The organism is Streptomyces tibetensis, assembly GCF_040647715.1.
GTDB lineage: Bacteria > Actinomycetota > Actinomycetes > Streptomycetales > Streptomycetaceae > Streptomyces > Streptomyces tibetensis_A.
Genome location: NZ_JBEZCR010000009.1, coordinates 72,563 through 93,224 on the forward strand (window position 1 = coordinate 72,563; position 20,662 = coordinate 93,224).

20 protein-coding genes and 1 riboswitch are annotated in these 20,662 nt (G+C 73.3%); of the genes, 13 read left to right on the top strand and 7 right to left on the bottom strand.

All coding sequences use genetic code 11. The annotated features are described in order from the left end of the window. The first annotated feature begins 13 nt into the window (after nt 1-13). Nucleotides 14-373 (top strand): ArsR/SmtB family transcription factor, encoded by a 360-nt coding sequence (locus tag AB0B29_RS24025; protein WP_362243268.1) that lies wholly within the window; start codon nt 14-16, stop codon nt 371-373. Between the two features lie 32 nt (nt 374-405). On the opposite strand, the gene AB0B29_RS24030 is transcribed toward AB0B29_RS24025, so the two are convergent. From AB0B29_RS24030 to AB0B29_RS24040, 3 genes are all read right to left on the bottom strand, one after another. Then, a complete protein-coding gene (locus AB0B29_RS24030) occupies nt 406-1,629 on the bottom strand; it encodes a 4-hydroxybenzoate 3-monooxygenase (RefSeq protein ID WP_362243270.1) in 1,224 nt (407 codons plus the stop codon). Between the two features lie 22 nt (nt 1,630-1,651). Next, nucleotides 1,652-3,256 carry an APC family permease gene (locus AB0B29_RS24035; protein ID WP_362243273.1) on the bottom strand — a complete coding sequence of 535 codons (1,605 nt, stop codon included), beginning with the start codon at nt 3,254-3,256 and terminating at the stop codon, nt 1,652-1,654. 153 nt (nt 3,257-3,409) lie between these two features. Beyond that, nucleotides 3,410-3,838: a CoA-binding protein gene (locus AB0B29_RS24040; RefSeq protein ID WP_362243276.1), complete on the bottom strand. Its 429-nt coding sequence runs from the start codon at nt 3,836-3,838 to the stop codon at nt 3,410-3,412. Nucleotides 3,839-3,934: 96 nt separating this feature from the next. Next, nucleotides 3,935-4,094: riboswitch (cobalamin riboswitch) on the top strand. Between the two features lie 83 nt (nt 4,095-4,177). On the opposite strand from AB0B29_RS24040, the gene AB0B29_RS24045 reads away from it, so the two are divergent. The 9 genes from AB0B29_RS24045 (at nt 4,178) to AB0B29_RS24085 (ending at nt 14,038) form a co-directional block, all read left to right on the top strand. Further along, a complete protein-coding gene (locus tag AB0B29_RS24045; protein WP_362243278.1) occupies nt 4,178-5,194 on the top strand; it encodes an ABC transporter substrate-binding protein in 1,017 nt (338 codons plus the stop codon). A gap of 113 nt (nt 5,195-5,307) precedes the next feature. After that, nucleotides 5,308-6,339 carry a FecCD family ABC transporter permease gene (locus AB0B29_RS24050; RefSeq protein ID WP_436845877.1) on the top strand — a complete coding sequence of 344 codons (1,032 nt, stop codon included), beginning with the start codon at nt 5,308-5,310 and terminating at the stop codon, nt 6,337-6,339. Then, complete coding sequence (locus AB0B29_RS24055) at nt 6,336-7,133, top strand: ABC transporter ATP-binding protein (protein WP_362243281.1); 798 nt, start codon at nt 6,336-6,338, stop codon at nt 7,131-7,133. Before AB0B29_RS24050 ends, AB0B29_RS24055 begins: the two co-directional genes overlap by 4 nt. Before the next feature lie 90 nt (nt 7,134-7,223). Then, complete coding sequence (locus AB0B29_RS24060) at nt 7,224-7,940, top strand: hypothetical protein (RefSeq protein WP_362243284.1); 717 nt, start codon at nt 7,224-7,226, stop codon at nt 7,938-7,940. After that, nucleotides 7,937-8,515: a SixA phosphatase family protein gene (locus AB0B29_RS24065; protein ID WP_362243286.1), complete on the top strand. Its 579-nt coding sequence runs from the start codon at nt 7,937-7,939 to the stop codon at nt 8,513-8,515. The genes AB0B29_RS24060 and AB0B29_RS24065 overlap by 4 nt, the downstream gene beginning before the upstream one ends. 87 nt (nt 8,516-8,602) lie before the next feature. Continuing rightward, the gene (locus AB0B29_RS24070; RefSeq protein ID WP_362243289.1) at nt 8,603-8,887 is read left to right on the top strand and encodes a hypothetical protein; all 285 of its coding nucleotides are present in this window, start codon (nt 8,603-8,605) and stop codon (nt 8,885-8,887) included. A 114-nt stretch (nt 8,888-9,001) separates the two neighbouring features. Beyond that, nucleotides 9,002-9,628 carry a YigZ family protein gene (locus tag AB0B29_RS24075; protein WP_362243292.1) on the top strand — a complete coding sequence of 209 codons (627 nt, stop codon included), beginning with the start codon at nt 9,002-9,004 and terminating at the stop codon, nt 9,626-9,628. 253 nt (nt 9,629-9,881) lie between these two features. Then, nucleotides 9,882-11,045, top strand: a complete 1,164-nt coding sequence (locus tag AB0B29_RS24080) for an exonuclease SbcCD subunit D (RefSeq protein ID WP_362243295.1) — start codon at nt 9,882-9,884, stop codon at nt 11,043-11,045. Continuing rightward, nucleotides 11,042-14,038 (top strand): SMC family ATPase, encoded by a 2,997-nt coding sequence (locus AB0B29_RS24085; RefSeq protein ID WP_362243298.1) that lies wholly within the window; start codon nt 11,042-11,044, stop codon nt 14,036-14,038. Before AB0B29_RS24080 ends, AB0B29_RS24085 begins: the two co-directional genes overlap by 4 nt. A gap of 2 nt (nt 14,039-14,040) precedes the next feature. Here the strand turns inward: AB0B29_RS24085 and AB0B29_RS24090 are convergent, their stop codons facing one another. Beyond that, nucleotides 14,041-14,487: an Lrp/AsnC family transcriptional regulator gene (locus AB0B29_RS24090; RefSeq protein WP_362243300.1), complete on the bottom strand. Its 447-nt coding sequence runs from the start codon at nt 14,485-14,487 to the stop codon at nt 14,041-14,043. Nucleotides 14,488-14,580: 93 nt separating this feature from the next. On the opposite strand from AB0B29_RS24090, the gene AB0B29_RS24095 reads away from it, so the two are divergent. After that, complete coding sequence (locus tag AB0B29_RS24095) at nt 14,581-15,054, top strand: rhodanese-like domain-containing protein (RefSeq protein WP_362243302.1); 474 nt, start codon at nt 14,581-14,583, stop codon at nt 15,052-15,054. Between the two features lie 137 nt (nt 15,055-15,191). Further along, a complete protein-coding gene (locus tag AB0B29_RS24100) occupies nt 15,192-15,710 on the top strand; it encodes an immunity 21 family protein (protein ID WP_362243304.1) in 519 nt (172 codons plus the stop codon). A gap of 87 nt (nt 15,711-15,797) precedes the next feature. Here the strand turns inward: AB0B29_RS24100 and AB0B29_RS24105 are convergent, their stop codons facing one another. Further along, a complete protein-coding gene (locus tag AB0B29_RS24105) occupies nt 15,798-17,489 on the bottom strand; it encodes a DUF885 domain-containing protein (protein ID WP_362243306.1) in 1,692 nt (563 codons plus the stop codon). Between the two features lie 31 nt (nt 17,490-17,520). Beyond that, the gene (locus tag AB0B29_RS24110) at nt 17,521-18,012 is read right to left on the bottom strand and encodes an Lrp/AsnC family transcriptional regulator (RefSeq protein ID WP_030835643.1); all 492 of its coding nucleotides are present in this window, start codon (nt 18,010-18,012) and stop codon (nt 17,521-17,523) included. Nucleotides 18,013-18,079: 67 nt separating this feature from the next. Between AB0B29_RS24110 and AB0B29_RS24115 the strand changes: the two genes are divergently transcribed. Beyond that, on the top strand, nt 18,080-19,300 hold the full coding sequence (locus AB0B29_RS24115; protein ID WP_362243776.1) for a trans-sulfuration enzyme family protein: 1,221 nt from the start codon (nt 18,080-18,082) through the stop codon (nt 19,298-19,300). 9 nt (nt 19,301-19,309) lie between these two features. Here AB0B29_RS24115 and AB0B29_RS24120 read toward each other — a convergent pair whose 3' ends face one another. Beyond that, nucleotides 19,310-20,566, bottom strand: a complete 1,257-nt coding sequence (locus AB0B29_RS24120) for a GNAT family N-acetyltransferase (protein WP_362243309.1) — start codon at nt 20,564-20,566, stop codon at nt 19,310-19,312. Nucleotides 20,567-20,662: the final 96 nt, after the last annotated feature.

A 20,662-nucleotide genomic window follows, 5' to 3' on the forward strand; every position in this document is an offset into this window, starting at 1 on the left:
CCATTATGTGCGTATGAGCGCACGCATGCACCTGTCATCTGCGCACGATGCGCATCCGCGCAGCCCGGGCGAGGAGCAGTTCGCGCTCGCCGCGGAAGTCCTCGCCCTGCTGGGGGACCGGACCCGGCTCGCCCTGCTGCACGCGCTGACCGGGGGAGAGGCCGACGTCACGACGCTCACGGAGGCGTGCGGGGCCGCCAGGCCGGCCGTCAGCCAGCACCTGGCGCGACTGCGCCTGGCGGGCCTGGTGAACACGCGCAAGGAGGGCCGCCGGGTGGTCTACTCACTGCGCGACGGTCATCTGCGCCGCCTGGTCGACGAGGCGCTGAACGTGGCCGACCACCGCCTCAGCGACCGCCCCCTGCACGACTGAGGACGGCTCGGGCAGCACCGCGCAGGGCCCTCTCAGTAACGCGCAGCCGTCCCGAGGTACTGCTCGGCGAAGGCGGCCGCCGCGGTGGGGGAGGTGAACAGGCGGCGCAGCCGGGCGAGCGCCGTGCCCGCGCGGAAGGGGTCGCCCGCCGCCGTGCCGTGAAACACCTCGGACAGCCACTGTGAGAACTCCTGGTAGTCCCACACGCGCCGCAGGCACGCCTGCTCGTAGCCGGCCAGAGCGCTGTCGTCACCCGTGGTCAGCCGCGTGACCAGGGCGTCGCCCAGCAGGAAGGCGTCGTGCAGGGCGAGGTTCATGCCCTTGGCGGCGATGGGGGCGACCAGATGGGCCGCGTCGCCCGCGAGGTGGAGCCGGCCGTGCACCATCGGCTCGACCACGTAGTCGTGCATGTCCAGCACGCGCTTCTCGATCAGCCGCCCCTCGGTCAACGGGGGGACGCCGGCCGCTCCGAGCCGCTGCCGGAGCTCCGACCACACGCGTTCCTCCGGCCAGTCGTCCGGAGCGTCGCCCGGCGGGCACTGGAGGTAGTAGCGGGTCACCTCCGGGCTGCGGGGCATCTGCCCGGCGAATCCACGCGGGTGGCAGCCGAACAGCACGCAGTCGGCGGACGGCGGCGCCTCCGCGAGCAGGGCGAGCCATCCGATGCCGTAGTCGTGCCGTGCGATCCGGACCCGCTCGGGTGGCAGCGAGGCCCGGCTTGCTCCGCGTGCCCCGTCGCACCCGGCGACGAAGTCGCAGTGCACGACCCGGCGTTCTCCCGTCTCGGGGCAGATGTACGACACCGACGGCCGGTCGCTGTCGACGTCGTGCAGCGCCACGTCCCGGACGCCGAAGCGGATATCGCCGCCACGGACGTCGGCGTACTCGCGCACCAGGTCCGTCACCAGCAACGGCTGCGGATAGACGAAGTGATGGCTGCCCGTCAGCTCGCCGTAGGGGAAGCGGTAGCGCTCCCCGTCGAAGCGGAACTCGCACGCGGTGTGCAGTTCCGCGCGGTCCAGCAGGTTCCGGGCCAGGCCCCGCTTCTCCAGGCCCCGTACGGCCCATTCCTCGATGACCCCGGCGCGGGGCCGCTGTTCGATGAACTCGCGGGTCTCCGTCTCCAGCACCAGACAGTCGACGGACGCGGCCCGCAGGATGTTGCCGACCGTCAGACCCGCCGGACCGGCGCCCACGACAACGACTGGGAAGCGTTGCGGGGCGCCGGAGTTCACAGGCGGAGAGGCGTGGGGCATGCGCCCATTATGGAGGCCGGTCTCAGTGGACCGGCACCTCGGTGACGGCCACCTCCTCGATGCTCCGCTCGATCTCGCCCGACAGGGAGGCCGAGGCCCGGGCCCAGTAGTAGATCGCCAGCGAGAACACCGCGATGACCAGGATGTCCCACCACAGTGCGAGGTGTCCCTGGCCGCCGAAGCCGCCCTGCCAGGAGATGACGCCCATGCCCAGCAGGTAGACGGGCAGCCACTGGGCGGCCTTCCAGTCGAGCCGGGGAGCGTCGGGCAGGCCCTTGCTCGTGGCGTACCAGGCGTAGCCGCCGAGCAGGACGTAGCCGAGGACGATGGCGACGCCGAGCCGCCACAGGGTGTCCCAGGTGGACCAGTAGATGATGAGGTTGGCCACGACGAACGACAGCGGTGAGACGACCTTCCCGCCCGGCAGGCGGTAGGGGCGTTCCCGGTGCGGCAGCCGGTCCGCGAAGACGCCGTAGGCCAGGGGGGCACCCGCGTACATCAGCACGCTCGCCGAGGTGATGAAGCTGACCAGCTGCTGCCAGCTCGGGAACGGCAGGAAGCAGACCACGCCCGTCACGAAGGACACGATCAGCCCGAACCACGGCACGCCGCGCGCGTCGGTGCGGACGAACAGCTTCGGCGCGTAGCCGTTGCGGGCCAGTCCGTAGGAGACCCGGGACGTGGCCGTCGTGTAGATCAGGCCGGTGCCGCCCGGGGAGACCACCGCGTCCAGGTACAGCACCACGCTCAGCCAGCCGAGGCCCAACAGGGTCGCGAGCCCCGCCCACGGGCCGCTGATACCGGGGTAGTCGAGCTTGGTCCAGCCGTGTGCGAAGGAGCCCAGCGGCAGAGCGGCGATGAAGACGACCTGCAGCAGGACGTAGATGGCCGCTCCGATGGCGACCGAACCGATCGTCGCGCGCGGCAGGTCCCGCTGCGGGTCGCGGCTCTCGCCCGCCAGCTGGATCGCCTGCTCGAAGCCCAGCAGGGCGAAGATGATGCCGCTGGAACTGACGGCGCTCAGCACACCATGGGCGCCGAACGGGGCGAAGCCGTGCTCGGTGAAGTTACCCGGGTGGAAGTTGCCCGCCGCGATGATGAAGATCGCGGCCAGCGGCACGGCCACCTTCCACCAGGTGGCGGCGCTGTTGGTGTGGGCCAGGATCCGCACCCCGAGGAAGTTGACGACGACGAACACGGCCATCAGCACGACCGCGACCACGAAGCCGCTCGTCGTGAGCGTCCCGTCCTTCGCATGCTGGAAGCCCTGCGCCCAGTGCCAGTGCCCGGCGTAGCCGATCATGGCCTCGACCTCGATCGGTGCCACCGTCGCGGCCTGGAGCCAGGCGAACCAGCCGAAGGACATGCCGGCCAGCCCGCCGAACGCGTAGTGCGGATAACGGGCGGTGCCGCCGGCGACCGGGAACATGCCGCCGAGTTCCGCGTGCACCAGAGCCAGCAGCACGATCGCCACCGCACCGATGAGCCAGGACAGGATCGCCGCTGGGCCGGCCGCCACGACGGCCTTCTCGGCGCCGTACAACCAGCCCGAGCCGATGATGGAGCCGACCGAGGCCCACATGAGCCCGATCAGCCCGACGTCCCGGCGCAGGCCGTCTCTTTCCATGAATTCAGGGGCCTCTCATAGTGAACTCGGAGAGTTCAGCGAGTAAGAGGCCTCAGATTAGGAATCGACCGCCCGGACGTAGAAGACGAGTTGTGCAGCCTTGACCGGGCGCGGGAAGCCTTGACCGGCTGCGGGCATTTACTGGAGAACGCTTCAGGATTCCTGTACGCGGTGATGAGGCAGCCGTGGGATCTCGATTGCCGGACAGCGGTCCATCACCATCTCCAGGCCCGCCGCACGGGTCCGGTCGTACGCCGCCCCGTCGATCACGCCGAGCTGGAACCAGACGCCCTTCGCGCCCTTGGCGACCGCCTCGTCCGCGACGGCCCCGGCGAGGTCGCTGTTCACGAACACGTCCACCACGTCCACGTCGAAGGGGATGTCCGCCAGGCTCGCGTAACCCTTCTCCCCGTGCACCGTCTCCGCCTTCGGATGCACCGGCACGACGCGCTTGCCGAAACGCTGGAGCACGGCGGCGACGCCGTACGCCGCGCGCCGCTGGTTCGACGACAGGCCCACCACGGCCCAGGTGTCGCCGAGCTCGGTGAGGATCCTGCGGACCTTTGCCTCGTCGCCGTACACCGGCGGCCTCCTCGGAAGTCGTGGACGAGCTGATCTCCGTGCAACGACGCCGGGTGCGCGGTGATTCCCCGGAAGCCCCCGTGATAGCTTGCCGGGGCCAGTCGAACCCATGTACGTGGGTCAGGGAATCCGGTGCGAATCCGGAACTGACGCGCAGCGGTGAGGGGGACGGGCGGGGCCTCGGCCACTGGACTCCACGCGGACGTCCGGGAAGGCGCTCCGACCCGGGTGAACCCGAGTCCGAAGACCTGCTGGCGGCCCCCGCGGCCGCGCGCGGTGGGGGAGCACCGTACGACCGGGCTCCGCGACCGAGCCCTCGACGACTGAGGACTGGTTCCCGTGCCCCTCGCCCGCCCCGCCCGTGCCGCCGTCCTGCTCGCGGCCGGCTCCCTGCTCCTGGCCGGCTGCGGCGGGAGCCCGGCCACCGACGCGAAGGCCGCCGTCACGCTCACCGACTGCGGGCACGAGGTCCGCGTCGCCGCCCCGCCTCGTCGCGCGGTGTCCCTCAACCAGGGCACCACCGAGATCCTGCTCTCCCTCGGTCTCGCCGACCGCCTCGCGGGCACGGCCACCTGGACCGACCCCGTGATGAAGGGACTGGAGAAGGCGAACGCGACGGTGCCGCGCATCGCCGACGACAATCCGTCCTTCGAACGCGTCCTGGACACCGAGCCCGACTTCGTCGCCGCGTCCTTCGTCTCCACCCTGGGCAAGGGCGGCGTCGCCACCCGCGAGCAGTTCGAGAAGCTCGGCGTCCCCACCTACGTCTCCCCGGCCGACTGCGCCGGCAAGGACAACTCGGGCGGCGGCGACGGCACCCGCGACAAGGCCCTGGACATCGACACCGTCTACGGCGAAGTCCACGACCTCGCGACCGTGTTCGGTGTGCGCGAACGCGGCGACGACCTCGTGACCTCCCTCCGGAAGCGCATGAACAAGGCCACGCGGGGCATCGACGCCTCCGACGTCACCCTCCTCTACTGGTTCGCGAACTCCGAGTCGCCCTACATGGCGGGCTGTTGCGGAGCGCCCGGCATCATCACCCGGGCCCTCGGCGCGAAGAACGTCTTCGACGACACGCACGAGGAATGGCCGCAGGTCAACTGGGAGACGGTCGCCGACCGTGACCCCGACGTCCTCGTCATCGGCGACCTGAGCCGCGAGTCCCAGACCGCCGAGTCGGCAGCGAAGAAGATCGCCTTCCTGGAGTCCAACCCGGTCACCAGGAACATGGAGGCCGTCCGGCACAAGCGGTACGTGCTGCTCAGCGGGCAGGCCATGAACCCGACGATCCGCACCGTCGAGGGCGTGGAGCAGGTCGCCGCCGGGCTGCGACGGTTCGGCCTGGTGACGTGACCGCCCAGGGGCAGGGGCAGGGGGAGAGGCAGGAGCAGAGGCTGGGGCGCGAGCAGGAGCAGGAGCGGGGGCGGGGGCAGGAGCAGGAGCGGGAGCGGGGGCGGGGGCAGGAGCTGCGGGCCGCCGGGCCCGGGCGCAGGGCCGGGCTCGCGCAGGGTCTGGCCGGGGCCGTCGCGCTCGTAGCCTCCCTCGCCGTGGCCGTCACCATCGGCCCCGCCGACCTCGGCGTCGCCGACGTGTGGTCCGTCGTCGCCGCCCATCTCGGCCTGGGCGACTCGGGCCTGACGCCGATCCGGGACGGGATCGTCTGGCAGCTGCGTCTGCCGCGCACGCTGCTCGCCGCCGTGTGCGGGGCCGGACTGGCCGTGTGCGGGGCGGTGATGCAGTCCCTGCTGCGCAACCCGCTCGCCGACCCCTTCGTGCTCGGGGTGTCCTCGGGCGCTTCCACCGGTGCGGTCCTCGTCGTCGTGCTCGGCGTGGGCGGCGGCGCCCTCCCGGTGTCCGCGGGCGCGTTCCTCGGCGCCCTGCTGTCCTTCGCGCTGGCGCTCCTGCTCAGCCACACCCTCGGCGGCACCACCGACCGGGTCGTCCTCGCGGGCGTCGCCGCCATGCAGCTCTTCTCCGCGCTCACCTCCTTCGTCGTGATGACCTCCGCCGACGCCGAGACGACCCGCGGCGTGCTGTTCTGGCTCCTCGGCTCGCTCGGCGGCGCCGGCTGGACCGACGTGTGGCTGTGCCTGGCCGTGCTGGCGGTGGCGCTGGTGGTGTGCCTGTCGTACGCCCGGACCCTCGACGCCTTCGCCTTCGGCCAGGACGCGGCCGCCGCGCTCGGGGTGTCAGTCGCCCGCACCCGCCTGGTCCTGCTGTGCGTCACGGCCCTGCTCACGGCCGCGCTGGTCAGCTCGGCCGGGGCGATCGGCTTCGTCGGACTGGTCCTGCCGCACGCCGCCCGGGCCCTGACCGGTCCCGGGCACGCGAGGCTGCTGCCGGTCACCGCCCTCGCGGGAGCGGTCTTCCTGGTGTGGGTGGACACCCTGGCCCGTACCGTCCTCGACCCGCAGGAGGTGCCGGTCGGGGTCGTGACGTCGCTGATCGGGGTGCCGGCGTTCGTGGCGGTGCTCTACCGGACGCGGAGGGTGCGATGAGCGGCACGGAGACACCGGTGGCGGCGGGGCTGCGGGCCGACCGGGTCAGCCGCCGTGCCGACGGGCGCCTCATCCTGGACGGCGTCGCCCTCGCGCCGGAGACCGGCTCCACGGTCGGCGTGCTCGGCCCCAACGGCTCGGGCAAGTCCACGCTGCTGCGGCTGCTGGCCGGGCTGCTCGCGCCGTCCTCGGGAGTCGTCACCCTCGACGGCACGCCCCTTGCCGAGCTGCCCCGCCGCACGGTCGCACGCCGCTTGGCGGTCGTCGAACAACAGTCGGACACCCAGGTCGAGCTGACGGTCGAGGACGTCGTGCGGCTGGGCCGAGTCCCGCACCGCCGCGCCTGGACGCCCCCCTCGGCCGACGACGAGCGGGCGGTGCGCGCCGCCCTGGAGCGCACGGGGCTCGCCGACCGGGCCGGCCGGCTCTGGCACACCCTCTCGGGCGGCGAACGCCAACGGGTGCAGATCGCCCGGGCGCTCGCCCAGGAACCCCGCGAACTCCTGCTCGACGAGCCCACCAACCACCTCGACATCCAGCACCAGCTCGACCTGCTCGCCCTGGTCACGGCCCTGCCCGTCACCACCGTCGTCGCCCTGCACGACCTCAACCTCGCGGCGATGTACTGCGATCGGGTCGTCGTGCTGCGCGCGGGGAGGGTGGTGGCGGCGGGCCCCGCGGGGGACGTCCTCACGGCGGAACTCATCGCCGAGGTGTACGGGGTGCGGGCCGCCGTCAGCACGGAGGGACCCGAAGGGCGGCCTCATGTGCGGTTTCTCGGAACACTGAACTGACAGGACCACCCCGCCCACGCCGCGCGCCACGGTGGCCGGGAAACGCCCTGCCTGCCTGCGCGGGCCCGTCCGCCCGCCTACGCTCGCCTCGTGCTGCGCATCATCGACGCCCGAACCCGCCGGCCGGTCGACGCCGCCCCGGCCCGCCGGGGCCTGACCCGCGTCCACGTGCAGGCGTCGGACTCCGGCACGACGGACCTGCGGGTGCTGCTCGTCGGGGACATCCTCGTGCGGACCCTGGAACTGGGCGGCACACCGGTCTGGGCACTGCTGACCGGCGGCAACCGACAGGCGGAGCTGCGCGCGGACGCCACGGCACTCGGCATCCGCCCCTTCGAGGACAGCCCCGACGTCGGTGCCGGTCTGGGCGAGTCCCAGGTCGTCCATGTCGCGGCGGAGGGCGAGGCGGTACCCGACGGCGTGCGGATCGCCGTCGCACCCGTCGAACCGGACCCGCCGGACCACAGCGACCCCGCCGCCCTGCGCCTCGCCCTGATCACCCGGCACCACAGCGCCCCGGTCCGGCTGGAGCCCGCCGTGCTCGACGAGGCCGGCGCCACCCTGGCCCGCTGGCGCGCCGCGGTCGCCCGCTGGGCTCGACAGCCCTCGCGGCCCGTCCCCGACCGCGTACGGGAGCGGCTGCGCGAAGCCTGGGACGCCGACCTGGACGTGCCGCGGGTGCTGGAGGTGCTGCGGCAGGTCGAGACCGAGCCGGAACTGGCGGACGGCGCCCGCTTCGAGACGTACGCCTACGCCGACCGGCTCCTCGGCCTCGACCTCGCCCGCGACCTGGGATCGCCGTCGTGATCGCCCGCAGCGGCGCCGGCCCACTGCGCCGCCTGATCGTGCTGCGGCACGCCAAGTCGGCCTGGCCCCTGGACGTCGCCGACCACGAACGCCCCCTCGCCCCGCGCGGCCACCGGGACGCCCCCGCGGCGGGACGGGCCTTGGCCGACGCCGACCTCCTGCCGGACCTCGCACTGTGCTCCACCGCCGTCCGCGCCCGCCGGACCTGGGACCTGGCCGCGGCCGAGTGGGGCACGCCCCCGCCGGTCCGGCTCGACCGGCGCCTGTACGCCGTCGGCCCGTCCGGCCTGCTGGCCGTGGTGCACGAGGTGCCCGCCGAGGTGGAGACGCTGCTGCTGATCGGGCACAACCCCGGCCTGGAGGAGCTGGTCCTGGCCCTCGCCGGTGACGGCCTCGACGACACGCTGGAGCAGGTCCGCACGAAATTCCCCACCTCTGCGATCGCCGTCCTGTCCTGGCACGGCCCGACCTGGCAGGCGCTGGCCCCCGGCATCGCGCTGCTCACATCCGTGACGGTGCCCCGGGGCGCGAAGCACCAGCCCGGGCCCCCGCACGGCATGGGGCCTTTCCGGTGATGTGCGCCGGGCGTGCGCTGCGCACACCTCCCGCGGCGGGTATGGCCTCTGAGTCGAACGCCTCGCCGACCCATGAGGAGAGCAGTCATGCACGCAGTGATCCGGCGGTACGAAGGGGTGACCGACCCGGCTGAGGCGGGTCGCCGGGTGAGCGAGGAGTTCCTGCCGCTCGTCCGCCAGGTCGAGGGGTTCGTGGCCTACTACTGGGTCGACGCCGGCGGCGGGGTGATGGTCTCCACCGGTGTCTTCCAGGACAGGGCCGGCGCCGAGGAGTCGACCGAGAGGGCCGGGGACTTCGTACGGGAGCGGCTTGCCGAACTGCTGCCGCAACCGCCCCAGGTCACGGCCGGCGAGGTCGTGGCCCACTCGTAGCGGACAACCTCGGCGCTACCGGCTCTCCCGAGGTGTTCGCGGGCCGCCCTCCCGGGTTTCGGAGAGACAGCCGCCTCGCCGGGACGCTCCCGACCAGGGGATTAGGCTGGCCGGATGCAGGACGAATACCGCACGGTGGCCGGTGCCGGCGTGCACGAGACCGAGGTCGGCCGCTCCCGCTTCCTGTGCGCCCTCGCCCCGGCGGCCAGCGAGCAGGAGGCCCAGGACTTCATCGCCTCGGTCCGCAAGGAGCACGCCGACGCCTCCCACAACTGCTGGGCCTACGTCATCGGCGCCGACGCCTCCGTCCAGAAGGCGAGCGACGACGGCGAACCAGGCGGCACCGCGGGCGTCCCCATGCTCCAGATGCTGCTGCGCCGCGACGTGCGGTACGTCGTCGCCGTCGTCACCCGCTACTTCGGCGGGGTCAAACTCGGAGCGGGCGGACTCATCCGGGCGTACGGCGGGGCGGTCGGTGAGGCCCTGGACGCCCTCGGCACCCGCACGCGCCGCAGGTTCCGGCTGGCCACGGTCACCGTCGACCACCAGCGGGCCGGCAAGCTGGAGAACGACCTGCGCACCACCGGACGCGAAGTCCGTGACGTGCACTACGGCGAGGCGGTCACCATCGAGATCGCCCTCCCGGACTCCGATGTCGACGCCTTCCGCTCCTGGCTCGCCGACGCCACCGCCGGCACGGCCGGTTTCGAAACGGGCGGGGAGGCGTACGGAGACGCCTGAGGGAGGCATACGGGGACGCCTGAGGGAGGCGCACCTCGAACCCGACGGCCTGCGCACGCACGTCAATGACCTGCTTCATAGCCCAGTTACGGACATATCCCCTGAATTGCTGCCGGACGTGCGTGGTGGTCCGGGGTTCGTGATGGACCAGGGGCCCACAGGCGTTAGCGTGGTGGGCTGACAGCGGGCCGGACCGGCCCGTTGCCGCCGACGAACGGACAGCAGGGGGAGACATGCGGGGCGGAGCGGCGTCTTGAGGCTGCTGCACACCTCCGACTGGCATCTCGGCCGGGCCTTCCACCGGGTGAACATGCTCGACGCCCAGGCCGAGTTCATCGGCCACCTCGTCACGACCGTGCGGGAGCGCGCCGTGGACGCGGTGGTCGTGTCGGGGGACGTCTACGACCGGGCGGTGCCGCCGCTCGCCGCGGTCGAGCTGTTCGACGACGCCCTGCACCGCCTCGCCGACCTCGGCGTGCCGACGGTGATGATCTCCGGCAACCACGACTCGGCCCGCCGGCTCGGGGTCGGTGCCGGGCTCATCGGGCGGGCCGGTATCCACCTGCGGACGGAACCAGCGGCGGCCGGCATTCCGGTCATGCTGTCCGACACCCACGGCGATGTCGCCTTCTACGGACTTCCCTACCTCGAACCGGCCCTGGTCAAGAACGAGTTCGCGGTGGACAAGGCCGGGCACGAGACCGTCCTCGCCGCCGCCATGGACCGGGTCCGCACCGACCTCGCCGCCCGCCCGCCCGGCACCCGCTCCGTCGTCCTCGCGCACGCCTTCGTCACGGGCGGCGAACCGAGCGACAGCGAGCGGGACATCACCGTCGGGGGCGTCGCCGCGGTGCCGGCCGGGGTGTTCGACGGCGTCGACTACGTGGCGCTCGGCCACCTGCACGGCTGCCAGGCCCTCACCGACCGCGTCCGCTACTCCGGTTCGCCGCTGCCGTACTCCTTCTCCGAGGCCGCCCACCGCAAGAGCATGTGGCTGGTCGACCTGGCCGCGGACGGCTCCGTCGACGCCGAGCGCGTCGACTGCCCGGTGCCCCGCGCCCTCGCCCGGATCCGGGGCAACCTGGAGGACCTGCTCTCCGATGCGGACCTGACACGGTACGAAGAGGCCTGGGTCGAGGCGACCCTCACCGACCCCGTCCGCCCCGCCGACCCGATGGCCCGGCTCACCGCGCGTTTCCCGCACACGCTCAGCCTCGTCTTCGACCCCGACCGCGACGAGGACGAGTCCGAGGTGTCGTACGCCAGGCGCCTGGCGGGCCGCAGCGACCAGCAGATCGCCGAGGACTTCGTCGCCCATGTGCGCGGCGCCGGACCAGACCCGCACGAACAGGGCGTGCTGCGCGACGCGTTCGACGCCGTACGGGCGGACGAGACCGTACGGGAGGTGACCCGGTGAGGCTCCACCGGCTCGCGGTCACCGCCTTCGGGCCCTTCGGGGGGACGCAGACCGTCGACTTCGACGAGCTGTCGGCGGCAGGCCTGTTCCTGCTGCACGGACCCACCGGCGCGGGCAAGACGTCCGTCCTGGACGCCGTCTGCTACGCCCTCTACGGCTCGGTGCCGGGCGCCCGGCAGGGCGGCGGCCAGGGCACGGCCCTGCGCAGCGACCACGCCGCTCCCGCGACCCGCACCGAGGTCACCCTCGACCTCACCGTCGCCGGACGCCGCCTGGAGATCACCCGCCAGCCGCCCTGGGAACGCCCCAAGAAACGCGGCACCGGCACGACCCTCGACAAGGCCCAGACCTGGCTGCGCGAGTACGACCCCACGGCCGGGACCTGGAAGGACCTCAGCCGCTCCCATCAGGAGATCGGCGAGGAGATCACCCAGCTGCTCGGCATGAGCCGCGAACAGTTCTGCCAGGTCGTTCTGCTGCCGCAGGGTGACTTCGCCCGCTTCCTGCGCGCCGACGCCGAGGCCCGCGGCAAGCTGCTGGGCCGTCTGTTCGACACCCGCCGCTTCGCCGACGTCGAAAAGCGCCTCGCCGAGCGGCGCCGCACCACCGAGGCCCAGGTGCGCGACGGGGACGCGGAACTGCTGGCCGACGCCCACCGCATGCAACAGGCCGCGGACGCCGCCATGGAACTGCCCGAACTCGCCCCCGGCGAACCGGGGCTCGCCGAGGCCGTGCTGAGTGCCGCCGCCGTGGCCCGCAGCACCGCCCGCGAGCAGCTCACCGTCGCCGCGTGCACGCTCACCGCGGCCGAGTCCGTGCAGGCCGCCGCCGGCCGCGCCCTGGACGAGGTACGCGAACTGGCCCGGCTGCAGCGGCGCTTCGACGAGGCCCAGGAACGGGCGGCACACCTGGAGCAGGGAGCCGAGGCCTACCGTGAGGCCCGGGCCCTCATGGAGCGGGCCCGCAAGGCGGAAGCCGTCGCGCCCGCCCTCGACCTGCGGGAAGCCTCCGAAGCCGAACACCGCCGGGCGGCCGCCGCCGAGACACGCGCGCGTGCCCAGCTGCCTCAGACCTTCGCCGACGCGGGCGCGGCCGGACTCGCCGCCGCCGCACGCCGGGCCGCCGAGGAACTGGGCGGGCTCGACTCGGCCCGCCGCGCCGAGCGACGACTGACCGCACTCCTGGACGAGCGCGCCGGCCTGGACCGCCAGGAGCGCGCCGACGCCGACCTCCTGCAGGAGGCCGACGCCTGGCTCGACGGCTGGGAGGAGCGGCGCACCGCACTCCAGACCCGCGTCGACTCCGCGCAACAGGCCGCCGCCCTCGCCGAGCAGCTCGGCGCACGGCGTGAGCCCGCGCGGCAGCGGCTGCGGGCGGCCCGCATGCGCGACCAGCTCGCCCAGGACACGGAGCGTGCCGTCGAGCGGGTGCGCACCGCGCAGGACGAGACGCTCCGGGCCAAGCAGCACTGGCTCGACCTCAAGGAGCAGCGCCTGAACGGCATCGCCGCCGAACTGGCCGCCCACCTCGCCGACGGCGAACCCTGCGCCGTCTGTGGCGCCACCGAACACCCCGCCCCCGCCCGCAAGGTCGCCGGGCACGTGGACCGAGAGGCGGAGGAGGACGCCCTGGCCGCCTACCAGGGTGCCGACGAACAGCGCGCCGAGCACGAACGGCGCCTCGGCGTCGTACGGGAGGCGCTCGCCGCCGCCACCGCGGAGGCCGGCGACACGCCGACCGCACAACTCGAGGACGAACTGGCCGACTTGGAGGAGCAGCACGAGCAGGCCCGCGGTGCCGCCGCCGAGCTGCACGCCGCGCAGGAGCGGCTGCGGCAGGCCGGACAGGAGCACGAGCGCCGCCTCGCCGCCCGGCAGGAGGCCGCCGTGCGGACCGCGTCCCGGGTCGGTCACCGGGAGCGCCTGGACCGTGAACGGGCCGCGCTGGAAGAGGAGCTGGAGCGGGCACGCGGCTCCTCGGACAGTGTCGCCGCGCGGGCCGCGCAACTGGAGCGGCGGACCGCCCTGCTCACGGACGCCGCCGACGCCGCCCGCATGGCCGAGGACACCGCCCAGCGGCTGAAGGACGCCGACGCCCGGCTCGCCGACGCCGCCTTCCGGGCCGGCTTCGAGACCCCGCAGGCCGCCGCCGACGCCCTGCTCGACCGCGCGGCCCACCGCGAACTGCAACGCCGCCTGGACGCCTGGGAGCACGAGGAGGCCGCCGTACGGGTCGTCCTCGCCGAGGCCGACACGGCCGCCGCGGCCCGCGAGCCGCGGGCCGACCCGGAGATGGCGCAGCAGGCCGCCGACGCGGCGGTGAGGCGGCTGCGCGACGCCGCCTCCGCCCATGACGCCGCCGAGCGGCGCTGCGCCGACCTCGACCGGCTCTCCGCCCGGGCGACCGCCTCCGTGCGCCGGCTGGCGCCACTGCGCGAGGAGTACGACCGCGTCGCCCGCATGGCCGGCCTCGCCGCCGGTACCTCCGCGGACAACGAGCGCCGGATGCGTCTGGAGTCGTACGTCCTGGCGGCCCGGCTGGAGCAGGTCGCCTCCGCCGCGACCGTACGGCTGCGCCGCATGTCGTCCGGCCGCTACACCCTCGTCCACTCCGACGACCGCACCGGACGCGGCCGCAGCGGACTCGGACTGCACGTCGTCGACGCCTGGACCGGCCGCGAACGCGACACGGCGACGCTCTCGGGCGGCGAGACGTTCTTCGCCTCGCTCGCCCTGGCCCTCGGCCTCGCGGACGTCGTGACGGACGAGGCGGGCGGGGTGCGGCTGGACACGCTGTTCATCGACGAGGGCTTCGGCAGCCTCGACGACCAGACCCTGGACGAGGTCCTCGACGTGCTCGACTCCCTGCGCGAACGCGACCGCAGTGTCGGCATCGTCAGCCATGTCGCCGACCTGCGGCGGCGGATCCACGCCCAGCTCGACGTGGTCAAGGGCCGCTCCGGGTCGACGCTGCGGCAGCGCGGCGCCGGCTGAGGTCAGCTGCCCAGGGGGCGCCGGGGGAGGGGCGAGGAGTACACCACGCTCGTGGTCACCGAGCCCAGCGCCCCGATCTTCCCCGACACCTCCTCCAGGTGGCGCATCGAGCGGGCTGTCACCTTGATGACGAAACAGTCGTCGCCCGTGACGTGGTGCGCCTCCAGGATCTCGGGTGTGACGGCGACCAGGTCGTGGAAGGGCTTGTAGTTGCCGGTCGGGTACCTCAGACGCACGAACGCCAGGATCGGCAGGCCCAGCCGCTCAGGGTCGACCACCGCCGCGTAGCCCCGGATGACCCCGGCCTCCTCCAGGCGCCGCACCCGCTCGGTCACCGCGCTGGCCGACATCGACACGGCACGGGCTAGCTCGGCGAAGCTGGCCCGGCCCTCCCGCTGGAGGACGTCCAGGATGCGCCAGTCGGTGGCGTCCGGGGAATACTCGGTCATGCCCGAGGGATAGCAGGGAAATCCCCGGCAGATCAAGCAGAGCACCGTGGATCGTCACTTCAGGGGCCGGGCCGACGGCCGTAGTTTTGCCGCATGACCACCACCGTGAACCCCGTCCTGCGCGTCGCGCCCGCCGCTCCCGCCGAGGCCGCCGCCCACTTCCGCGCCGGCCTCGCCTTCCACACCGACGTGTCCGACGTCGCCGCCGCACTCGAGCACGGCGGCGACCCCGGCTTCGTCCTCGTCGACACACGCTCCACCGAGGCCTGGGACCAGGGCCACATCCCCGGCGCGCTCCACCTGCCGACCGCTCTCGTCCCCGAGCGGGCCGGGCAGCTCCTCGACCGGACGGTGCCGGTCGTGACGTACTGCTGGGGGCCCGGCTGCAACGGAGCCGCCCGTGCCGCCCTGGCCCTCGCCGAACGCGGCTACCAGGTCAAGGAGATGCTCGGCGGCTTCGAGTACTGGGTGCGCGAAGGGCTGGAGTTCGAGACCGGGCAGGGGCGTGAGCGCCGGGCTCCGGATCCCCTGACGGCCCCCGTGGACGCGGACGCCTGCGGCTGCTGAACCCGTCGACGCCTCCTGTACCACCCGAAACGCCCCCACCAACTCCTCGATCTCGCCCTGCACGGCCCCTCTGCGGAGGCGCCGCAGCCGCCACCCCTGACCCACGCCCGCGAGTCAGCCCTGTAGGTTCTTGCGCCATGGTGCGATACGCGGAGCCGGGCGCTGTGGAGTGGGTGGAGTCGGGCGGCGGGCCGCTGATAGCGGTACCGGAGACCGTCCTGCCGTTCTGGGCGGGCGCCGATGGCGAGGAGGCCGCCTCGGACTACGACCGGGCCTGCGAGGTGGACGGCCACGTCGGTCTCCTCCCGGTCGGCGACTGCACCGCGCTGGTCCTGGGCGACGAGCCCGCCGCGACCGCCTACCTGCCCGACCACGGCACGTTCGTCCGCTGGTGCGCCGGCGACTGTGAGGACGAACTGCTGGCGAGCGTGCCGTCCGCGACCGCCACGGCGGAATGGGGAGCGGAGACGACCTGGAAGGTGCCCGGCCCCGTCCGTCTCTTCGACGCGGCCTGGCCCGGGACGGGCCTCGCGGACACCGACCAGGTCCGGGTCGCTCTGGAGCCCGGCACCTACACGGTCCGCACCGCACGGGTCCAGCCGGGCCCGGAGACCTGGCTGGACCTCGTCCGGCTCCGGCTGCGAACGCCGCGCTGACGGACACCCCCACGGGCGCGTGGGACTGCGGAACCGGCCATGACGGACCCGCACCGCGCGAGGACAGTGCCTCCCCCGGTGTGCGAACTACAGCTGCGACAGTTCGTCCACCAGGTCGTCCAGACCCAGTGACCCCTGCGAAAGCGCCGCCATGTGCCAGGCCTTCGGGTCGAAGGCGTCGCCGTGGCGGGCGCGGGCGTTCTCGCGGCCCAGCAGCCACGCCCGTTCGCCGAGCTTGTAGCCGATGGCCTGGCCCGGCATGGACAGGTAGCGGGTCAGCTCGCTCTCCACGAAGTCGGCCGGGCGGCTGCTGTGCGAGCCGAAGAACTCCTGGGCCAGCTCGGCCGTCCAGCGCTCGCCGGGGTGGAAGGGCGAGTCGTCCGGGATCGTCAGCTCCAGGTGCATGCCGATGTCGATGATGACGCGCACGGCCCGCATCATCTGCGCGTCCAGGTAGCCGAGCCTGCGCTCCGGGTCCGTCAGGAAGCCCAGCTCGTCCATCAGCCGCTCCGCGTACAGCGCCCAGCCCTCGGCGTTGGCGCTCACCATGCCGACGCTCGCCTGGTAGCGGGAGAGGTTCTGCGCCACGTGCTTCCACTGCGCCAGCTGGAGGTGATGGCCGGGCACGCCCTCGTGGTACCAGGTCGACACCAGGTCGTAGACGGGGAAGCGCGTCTCGCCCATGGTCGGCAGCCAGGTGCAGCCGGGGCGGGAGAAGTCGTCCGACGGCGGCGTGTAGTAGGGGGCCGCGGCGCTGCCCGGAGGGGCGATGCGCGACTCCACCCGGCGCACCCGCTCGGCCAGGTCGAAGTGCGTGCCGTCGAGCGCGTCCATCGCCTCGTCCATCAGGCCCTGCAGCCAGTCGCGGACCTCGTCGACGCCCTCGATGTGCGTGCCCTGCGCGTCGAGGTGGGCCAGCGCCTCCCACGGCGTGCCGGCGCCCGGCAGGATCTTCTCCGCCTCGCTCTTCATCTCGCCGAGGAGGCGGTGGTACTCGGACCAGCCGTAGGCGTACGCCTCGTCCAGGTCGAGGTCGGTGCCGTTGAAGTAGCGCACCCAGCGCGCGTACCGCTCCCGGCCCACCACGTCCGGCGCGCCCTCGATCGTCGGCGCGTACACGTCCCGCATCCAGTCGCGCAGCCGCACGACCGCCTCGGTGGCCGAGCGGGCGGCGGCATCCAGCTCGGACCGCAGGGCCTCGGGGCCGGCCGCCGCGTACTGCTCGAACCAGCCGTGCCCCTCGCCGTCCGCGTCGGCCCACTCACCGAGCTGCGTCACAAAGGTGGCGGTGGCCCGGGGGCCGGCGTACAGCTTCCGCTCCAGGCCGAGCGCCAGGGACTCCCGGTAGCCCTCCAGCGCGGCCGGGACGCCGCGCAGCCGCTCGGCGATCGCCGTCCAGTCCTGCTCCGTCTGCGCGGGCGTCACGGTGAAGACCTGCCGCACCGCATGGGCGACGGAACTCAGATTGCTGACGGAACGCAGGCTCTCGTCCGCCTCGTGCACCGCGAGTTCGGCGCCCAGCCGCTCGCGCAGCAGCCGCGCGCACCGGCGCTCGATGTCACTGTCCGCGCCGGGCAGCCGCTCGGCCTCGTCCAGCAGGGCCAGCGTCCGCCGCGCCAGCTCGGCGAGTGCCTCCTGCCCCGCCGGCGAGGTGTCGGGCAGCCTGCTCGAACTCTCCTTGTCGCCGAGGAACGTACCGGTGATCGGGTCGAGGGCGACGAGCTCGTCGACGTAGGCGTCGGCGACCTCTCGGGGCAGCGGGCTCTTGATCTCAGACATGTCGCCATCCTCGTACGACGGACCGCGCACGTCACGCGGATTGAGCCGAGGGCGAAGGCGGCAGCAGCGGGCCGCACTCCCACTGCTGGAAGATCAGCCGGGTCTCCACCCGCGCCACCTCCCGCTGCGACGTGAACTCGTCCAGCACCAGCCGCTGCAGGTCGGCCATGTCGGCGACCGCGACATGGACCAGATAGTCGTCGGGACCGGTCAGGTGGAACACCGTCCGTGACTCCGGCAGGACCCGGATCCGCTCCACGAACGGCCCCACCAGCTCCCGGCGGTGCGGCCTGACCTGCACCGACAGCAGGGCTTCCAGCCCTCGCCCGAGCTTGGCCGGATCCAGCTCCAGCCGGTGCCCGAGGATCACGCCCGAGCGGCGCAGCCGCGTCACCCGGTCCAGACACGTCGACGGTGCCACCCCGACCTGTGCGGCGAGATCCCGGTAGGTCGCCCGGGCGTCGTTCTGCAACAGCCGCAGCAGATGGAGATCCACCGGATCCAGTACGACAGATTCAGCCATCGGCCGAACGTAGCACGGGAAACGTACCCGGGAGCCCGGTCGATGTTCACCCTTGCCCACCATGGACATGGACACAACGAGCACGCGCGCCCACGACGACGTACGCACCGCACCGCGAGCCCTCGCCACCGAGGCCGTGCACGCCGGGCGGGACGACCTCGCCCGGCAGGGGCTGCACGCCCCGCCGATCGACCTGTCCACCACCTACCCGTCGTACGACAGCCGTGGCGAGGCGGCCCGCATCGACGCCTTCGCCACCACCGGCGCCGAGCCGGACGGCCCGCCGGTCTACGGGCGGCTCGGCAACCCGACCGTCGCCCGCTTCGAGACCGCTCTGGCCCGGCTCGAGGGCACCGAGGCGGCGGTGGCGTTCGCGAGCGGCATGGCCGCCCTCAGCGCAGTCCTGCTCGTCCGCGGCTCCATGGGCCTGCGGCACGTCGTCGCCGTACGCCCCCTCTACGGCTGCAGTGACCACCTGCTGACCGCCGGGCTGCTGGGCACGGAGGTGACCTGGACCGACCCGGCCGGCGTCGCCGACGCCCTGCGCCCGGACACCGGGCTGGTCCTGGTCGAGTCCCCGGCCAACCCCACGCTCGCCGAGGTCGACCTGCGGGCCGTCGCACACGCCTGCGGATCGGTGCCGCTGCTGGTGGACAACACCTTCGCCACGCCGGTCCTCCAGCGCCCCGCCGAGCAGGGTGCCCGGCTGGTCCTGCACAGCGCCACCAAGTACCTCGGCGGCCACGGCGACGTCCTGGCGGGCGTGGTCGCCTGCGACGAGGAGTTCGCGGGCCGGCTGCGACAGGTGCGGTTCGCCACCGGCGGAGTCCTGCACCCGCTGGCCGGCTATCTGCTGCTGCGTGGCCTGTCCACCCTTCCCGTCCGGGTCCGGGCGGCCTCCGCCACGGCGGCCGAACTGGCCCGCCGCCTCGCCGCCGACCCGCGGATCGCCCGGGTGCACTACCCGCGCATCGGCGGCGCGATGGTCGCCTTCGAGGTGCACGGCGACCCGCACGGGGTGATCGGCGCGGTCCGCCTGATCACCCCGGCGGTCAGCCTCGGCAGCGTCGACACCCTCATCCAGCACCCGGCCTCCATCAGCCACCGCATCGTGGACGCGGACGACCGCAGGGGAGCCGGTGTGAGCGACCGGCTCCTGCGCATGTCGGTGGGGCTGGAGGACGTGGAGGACCTCTGGTCGGATCTGGACCAGGCGCTGGGCTGTATCGATGTGCGTCTCCGCCGCGTGGGCGCGACAAGCCACGCCGAACCCGCACCCGCCCACTGACGAGCGCTCCTACGACGCGGAGGCGCTCCCCAGTTCCTCCGCACTCCTCACGACCGCCTCACCCAGCCGCGCCGTGATCACCAGCGTCCCCTCCTCGACCTGGTAGTCCAGAGGAAGCCCCAGCCCCCGCATCGCCGCGACCATCCCCGTGTTGGACGCCTGCGTCACGGCATACACACTCGAGCAACCGGCCTCAACGGCCATCCCGACCAGTCGCGACAGCAACTCCGCCCCGACGCCCCGCCGCTGCCACGCGTCCTCGACGAGCAGCGCGACCTCCGTCTCGTCCCCGTCCCACAGGAGGTGGCCGAGCCCGACGATCCGCCCGGAGGCCGTCTGCACGGCGAGCGTGCGCCCGTAGCGCGGGCTGAGCAGGTGGTTGAGGTACCGGTCGGCGTCACCGACGGGCCCGTGATAGCGCAGCTTCAGCGTGCGCGGCGAGCAGCGCTCGTGCATCGCCCGGGCCGCTTCGAGGTCGCGGGTGTCGGCCCGCCGCACAGTGATGTCGCTGCCCTCGGCGAGCGTGAACACGTCCCGTCCGTGCGGCAGGCGCGGTCCGAGCCGGGCGTCCAGCTCCACCAGAGCCCTCGCCCGGGCGAACTCGGTCGGTGTGAACGGCAGATACGGCCGTTCGACGATGATCACTCCGCCTTCCGGGGCACGGAGCCGCATCACCGTGTCGTCGAGGGCACCCTCGACGGCGAGGCTCTCCGGTGCCCTGCCGCCACCGGCCGGCGCGGGCAGGGACCGGATCGTGCACCGGCCCAGCAACTGACGCAAGGCCAGCGGCAGTTCCGCCGAGTCCAGGGCGGTGCGGGCGGCGAGCCCCAGGATCCGGGTCGGCGCGTCCACCAGGTCGTGGGCGTCGGCGCGCTCGATCCAGGTGTCGGTGCCACCGGCCGACTCGACGGCCGTGGTGATCGCGGACGCCGACAGGCCGTCCGGGCCACGCAGCAGGAACTCGTCGACCGTGCCCTCGGCCAGCGGGTGCGTCTGCAGGCTGAGGATGTCGACGCGCTGCCCGGCCAGGGCGCCGCACAGCGCGGCCAGTGACCCCGGTTCCTCCTGAACCGTGGTCCGCATCCGCCACAGGGTGTTCGCCCCCGGCACCGGCTCCGGTGCCGGGGACCCGGTATCACTCGTGGGCGGCGCGTGTTCCTGGCGTCGTGTTCGCCAGGCGTGGAACGCCGCCGCGACCCGCTGCCAGGAGAGGGCGGTGCGGCGGTCGGCCTCTGCGTGCGTCAGGTGCGTCAGTTCTCGCGTCATGCACCCACTGTGACCGAGCGGTGTTGCGTGATCGCGAACGCATTGTGACCGATGGGTAAAGGGGGGCAGTTTGCCCCCTTTGTAGATGCTTCAAAC

What these genes read in the sequence shown, in the direction of transcription:
- AB0B29_RS24095 (WP_362243302.1), top strand. Translation starts at nt 14,581, where the DNA reads ATGACCACCACCGTGAACCCCGTCCTGCGCGTCGCGCCCGCCGCTCCC.
- AB0B29_RS24075 (WP_362243292.1), top strand. Translation starts at nt 9,002, where the DNA reads ATGCAGGACGAATACCGCACGGTGGCCGGTGCCGGCGTGCACGAGACC.
- AB0B29_RS24070 (WP_362243289.1), top strand. Translation starts at nt 8,603, where the DNA reads ATGCACGCAGTGATCCGGCGGTACGAAGGGGTGACCGACCCGGCTGAG.
- AB0B29_RS24055 (WP_362243281.1), top strand. Translation starts at nt 6,336, where the DNA reads ATGAGCGGCACGGAGACACCGGTGGCGGCGGGGCTGCGGGCCGACCGG.
- AB0B29_RS24120 (WP_362243309.1), bottom strand. Translation starts at nt 20,566, where the DNA reads ATGACGCGAGAACTGACGCACCTGACGCACGCAGAGGCCGACCGCCGC.
- AB0B29_RS24100 (WP_362243304.1), top strand. Translation starts at nt 15,192, where the DNA reads ATGGTGCGATACGCGGAGCCGGGCGCTGTGGAGTGGGTGGAGTCGGGC.
- AB0B29_RS24110 (WP_030835643.1), bottom strand. Translation starts at nt 18,012, where the DNA reads ATGGCTGAATCTGTCGTACTGGATCCGGTGGATCTCCATCTGCTGCGG.
- AB0B29_RS24115 (WP_362243776.1), top strand. Translation starts at nt 18,080, where the DNA reads ATGGACACAACGAGCACGCGCGCCCACGACGACGTACGCACCGCACCG.
- AB0B29_RS24025 (WP_362243268.1), top strand. Translation starts at nt 14, where the DNA reads ATGAGCGCACGCATGCACCTGTCATCTGCGCACGATGCGCATCCGCGC.
- AB0B29_RS24105 (WP_362243306.1), bottom strand. Translation starts at nt 17,489, where the DNA reads ATGTCTGAGATCAAGAGCCCGCTGCCCCGAGAGGTCGCCGACGCCTAC.
- AB0B29_RS24035 (WP_362243273.1), bottom strand. Translation starts at nt 3,256, where the DNA reads ATGGAAAGAGACGGCCTGCGCCGGGACGTCGGGCTGATCGGGCTCATG.
- AB0B29_RS24090 (WP_362243300.1), bottom strand. Translation starts at nt 14,487, where the DNA reads ATGACCGAGTATTCCCCGGACGCCACCGACTGGCGCATCCTGGACGTC.
- AB0B29_RS24030 (WP_362243270.1), bottom strand. Translation starts at nt 1,629, where the DNA reads ATGCCCCACGCCTCTCCGCCTGTGAACTCCGGCGCCCCGCAACGCTTC.